Origin of the sequence: Bacteroides xylanisolvens XB1A, from assembly GCF_000210075.1 — a bacterium.
Lineage (GTDB): Bacteria > Bacteroidota > Bacteroidia > Bacteroidales > Bacteroidaceae > Bacteroides > Bacteroides xylanisolvens.
Window position 1 is genome coordinate 1,449,743 of the sequence record NC_021017.1, and the last position, 5,169, is coordinate 1,454,911.

The 5,169-nt window shown below is 42.2% G+C and carries 3 protein-coding genes; all 3 read left to right on the top strand.

The annotated features are described in order from the left end of the window. Positions 1 to 25 precede the first annotated feature (25 nt). Positions 26 to 2,440 carry a TonB-dependent receptor gene (locus BXY_RS05995; protein WP_117809990.1) on the top strand — a complete coding sequence of 805 codons (2,415 nt, stop codon included), beginning with the start codon at positions 26 to 28 and terminating at the stop codon, positions 2,438 to 2,440. Between the two features lie 40 nt (positions 2,441 to 2,480). Continuing rightward, positions 2,481 to 3,869: a DUF4374 domain-containing protein gene (locus tag BXY_RS06000; protein WP_134993353.1), complete on the top strand. Its 1,389-nt coding sequence runs from the start codon at positions 2,481 to 2,483 to the stop codon at positions 3,867 to 3,869. A gap of 89 nt (positions 3,870 to 3,958) precedes the next feature. Further along, a complete protein-coding gene (locus tag BXY_RS06005) occupies positions 3,959 to 5,167 on the top strand; it encodes a PepSY-associated TM helix domain-containing protein (RefSeq protein ID WP_008024792.1) in 1,209 nt (402 codons plus the stop codon). Positions 5,168 to 5,169 lie beyond the last annotated feature (2 nt).

A 5,169-nucleotide genomic window follows, 5' to 3' on the forward strand; every position in this document is an offset into this window, starting at 1 on the left:
TATAAAGTAAAAAGGTAAAAAGGAGATGAGCAATAAATGTTTTTTGGTTTTTCTGGCATTCTTGTTTTCCGTATCCGTATATTCACAACAGGGGCGTCACCGTAGTAGTTTAATTTCGGGCAGAGTGATGTCTACAGAGAAAGAAGTGGTGGATTTTGCGACAGTTTATCTGAAAGGAACCAACCAAGGATGCTATACAGATGAAAAAGGTATATATCATTTGAAAACGACAGCAGGTGAATATACACTCGTCGTTTCGGCTATCGGTTATCAAACGGTAGAAAAGAAAGTTAAATTAGCCAAGGGAGAAAGAATAAAAGTAAACGTCACTATCGCACCGGCGGTAAAAGAACTGGGAGAGGTGCTGGTCACGACATCCGGAGTCGGTCGTGTGAATCAATCTGCTTTTAATGCGGTAGCCATTGATGCGAAGAAATTGCATAATAGTACGCAGACTTTGGCGGGTGCACTGACTAAAGTGCCCGGTGTAAAACTCCGCGAATCAGGTGGAGTGGGATCGGATATGCAATTGTATATCGATGGCTTTAGCGGAAAACATGTGAAAATCTTCATTGACGGCATACCACAGGAAGGAGCCGGTGCTGCATTCGATTTGAACAATGTTCCTATTAATTTTGCTGACCGTATAGAAGTCTATAAAGGAGTAGTTCCCGTAGGATTCGGAACCGATGCTATTGGGGGAGTGGTTAATATTGTCACCAACAAACAACCCGGAAAGTGGTTTATGGATGCTTCCTATTCTTACGGTTCGTTTAATACTCATAAATCATACGTGCGCTTCGGACAAACGTTCAAGAATGGTTTCATGTATGAGGTTAATGCTTTTCAAAACTTTTCGGATAATGATTATTATGTAGACACTTACGTACGCGAATTTGAGATTAAAGAAGATGGAAGTGTACGTTTTCCGCCACTTGATAAAAATAAGATTTATCATCTGAAACGTTTTAATGACCAGTATCATAATGAAGCCGTGATTGGAAAAATCGGCCTGGTAGGAAAGAAATGGGCAGACCGTTTAGCGTTGAGTTTCAATTATTCCCATTTCTATAAAGAGATACAAACAGGCGTTTATCAAGATGTCGTGTTCGGTGAAAAATTCCGCAAAGGACATTCGTTGGTCCCTTCTTTAGAATATTACAAAAAGAACTTATTGGTGAAAAACCTGGATCTGCTGTTGACTGCCAATTACAATCATAATATCACCAATAATGTCGATACCGCTTCGCGGGCTTACAACTGGCGTGGAGATTTTTATGAAAAAGGTAGCCGGGGAGAACAGTCTTATCAGAACAGTGAATCTAAAAATAGAAACTGGAATGGGACGCTGAAGATGAATTATCATATCGGACAGGCGCATACGTTTACTTTCAGTCATGTAATCAGTGATTTTGAACGTACGAGCCGCTCTACCATCGGTGCTTCTTCCAAATTCACGGACTTTTCTATTCCTAAAATCACACGTAAAAACGTCAGCGGGCTTTCTTACCGTCTGATGCCGTCGGACAGATGGAATGTGTCGGCATTTGCCAAATATTATCGGCAATACAACAAGGGACCGGTATCGCAGAATACGGATGGAATAGGCAATTATATCAATCTGTCCAATACGGCAAGTGCTCTTGGATATGGAGCGGCAGGTACCTATTTTATATGGAAAGATCTTCAGGTGAAACTTTCGTACGAAAAGGCTTTCCGCCTGCCGACCACGGACGAACTCTTTGGAGATGAAGACCTTGAAGCTGGTAAAATGAATCTGAAACCGGAGAAAAGTGATAATGTCAATTTGAGTTTCAGCTATAATCATCAGTTTGGCAAGCATGGATTGTATGCCGAGGCCGGTTTGATATATCGGGATACGAAAGATTACATAAAAAGAGGACTGGACGTATTGGGAGGAACAAGCTACGGATATTATGAGAACCACGGTCACGTAAGGACCAAAGGGTATAATTTGTCATTGCTTTATAGCTTCTCGCATTGGTTTGATATAGGAGGAACATTCAATAGCATCGATACTCGTGATTACGAAAAGTTTCTGGCGGGTTCTTCTTTGCAGGAAAGCATGCACTATAAGGTGCGTATGCCGAATCTGCCCTATCGTTATGCTAATATCAATGCAAATTTTTATTGGAATGACCTGTTTGTCAAAGGAAATGTGTTGAGCATCGGCTATGATAGCTACTGGCAGCACGATTTTCCTCTTTATTGGGAAAATCTCGGAGATAAAGATTCAAAGAATATGGTGCCGGAACAGTTTTCTCATAATCTGTCTTTGTCCTACACCATGAAGAATGGACGTTATAATGTATCATTTGAATGTCGGAATTTCACCGATGCCCAACTGTTTGACAATTTTAGCCTGCAAAAAGCGGGGCGCGCATTCTATGGAAAGTTCAGAGTGTTTTTCGGTAAATAATAAGAGTAAGTTTTTAGTATCAATCAATAATAAAGAATATATGAAGAAGTTTTTATTACAGGCTTTTGCCGTAGCTTTTTGTTTGAGTAGCGGTGTGTTTGTGGCATCTTGCGACGATGATAATAATCCGGTGGATAACCCGCCGATTGATGGAGAAACGGCTTATGTGGTAGCTGCCACAACTGGTGAAGCAAGTTATTTGGTAGTAGCCAATTCTTTGGATGAAGGAACAGTGTCGACCCAAGGGAATGGAACTGAAGTGATTGGCGGTACCTATTGGGTATATAAAGGATTGGATTATGTGTTTGCTTTAGTTTATAATAAAGGTGGCGCAGGTACAGGAGCTTCCTATTATCTGGGTGCAGATGGTAAAATGAAAGAAAAGTACACATACACTTATAATCGTATCACGTCATACGGTACTTGGGGGGATAAAGTGGTGACTGTTTCCACCGGGGACTCGAAAATAATGGATGAGGATCAGAATGTGGCTCAAGCATTGTTGTTCAACTATCTGGATGCAACCGACGGCAGTCAGGAAGAGGGTACCTTGCTTGCCGAAAATTACTTGGGTAATGGTGAAAAAGTTTCATGGGCAGGTCTGGTTGAAGCTAACAATAAGATTTATACATCTGTCATCCCAATGGGAATGAGTAAGTACGGTATTAAAAAATGGCCGGAAGCTGTGACAGATCAGGAACTTGTGACTAAGACTGACGGTGGTAGCGGCAGCGGTGCATATACAGCCGGTGTTATTCCTTCTACACAATACCCGGATAATGCTTACGTGGCAATTTATAGTGGCACGAACTTCAATGAGACTCCGGTGATTGCCAAGACTGATAAAATAGGCTATGCATGCGGTCGTATGCGTTCACAATATTATCAGACCATTTGGGCTGCTGATAATGGTGACGTCTATGTGTTCTCTCCCGGATATGGACGTACGGCAGTTTCATCTTCAGATTTGAAGAAGGTAACAGGACAGAAGCCTTCGGGCGCAATGCGTATCAAAGCAGGCGCAACAGATTTCGATCCGGATTACTATGTGAACTTTGAAGAGATAGGCACAAAACACCCTATTTTCCGTTGCTGGCACATCTCTGAAGATTACTTCCTGCTTCAATTGTATAAAAAGGGAGCGGAAGATATGATTAATGGCGGTACAAGTGCAGATGTCAGCGAATTGGCTATTTTCAAGGCGGAAGATAAGACGATTATGCCTGTTACAGGTCTGCCGGCTGACGGAAAGTTTGGTGGCGAGCCTTATGGAGAAAAAGGGTATGCTTATATGGCTGTCACTGTGACTACGGGTGAGAAACCGGCCTTCTATAAAATAGACGCAAAAACAGGCAAGGCAGTCAAAGGTTTAACGGTAGAAGCTGACGCTATCACTACGGTAGGTAAGATGGAATATCTTTCAAAATAATACAGTCGGTTAAATAGAGAATCTTTTGTATATAAAAGCCTGCCGAGCGGAAAGCTTTGCAGGCTTTTTCAAGAAATAGGATTGAAAACATGAAAAAAATATTCAGAAAGATACATTTGTGGCTTTCCGTCCCTTTCGGACTGATAATAACTCTTGTCTGCTTCTCCGGTGCCATGCTGGTATTTGAAAATGAGGTGAATGAGTGGTTTCGACGCGATCTTTACTACGTGGAAACGGTAAAGGAGTCTCCTCTTCCTATGGATAAGCTGCTTGAAAAAGTGGCGACGACATTGCCTGACAGTGTATCGGTGACCGGTGTCAGCATATCTTCTGATCCCGGACGTGCGTATCAGGTTAGTCTTTCCAAACCACGTCGTGCATCTTTGTATGTAGACCAGTATACGGGCGAAGTAAAAGGAAAAAGTGAGCGTAGCGGCTTTTTTATGTTTATGTTCCGAATGCATCGCTGGTTGCTGGATAGTATGAATCCGGGAAATGAAGGGATCTTTTGGGGCAAAATGATTGTAGGTGTCAGTACGCTTTTACTTGTTTTTGTACTGATTTCGGGAATTGTCATTTGGTGGCCGCGTACACGTAAAGCATTGAAGAATAGCCTGAAAATAACAGCAACAAAAGGTTGGAGAAGGTTTTGGTATGACTTGCATGTGGCAGGTGGAATGTATGCTCTGATCTTTCTACTGGCTATGGCACTGACGGGATTGACCTGGTCTTTTCCGTGGTATCGGACAGCTTTCTATAAGGTCTTCGGGGTGGAAGTACAGCAACGTGCCGCCCAAGGACATGAACAGAAAAGTGATGCTCAAAAGAGGGATACCAAACTGGCAGCCCATCGGGAAAAGAAAAGAGAAGGAAATGAGGTTCGAAAGGGTGAAAGAAGCAGACGTCCGGAAAACAATCACAGTGATATGTACTCGGTAACTTCACCATTCGTTTATTGGCAGGAGATTTATGATAAACTAAGACGTCAGAATCCGGAGTATAAGCAAATCAGTATTTCTTCTGGTACGGCAAGCGTGTCTTTCAACCGTTTCGGTAATCAGCGGGCATCTGACCGTTATTCTTTCAATACGGATAATGGTGAATTTACAGAAACAAGTCTTTATCAACATCAAGACAAGTCGGGAAAGATTCGTGGTTGGATTTATTCTGTGCATGTTGGTAACTGGGGAGGAATGTTTACTCGCATACTTACCTTTATTGCTGCCTTATTGGGGGCTGCACTACCACTGACTGGATATTATTTATGGATAAAAAGACTCATAAAGGTACGGAAATGAAT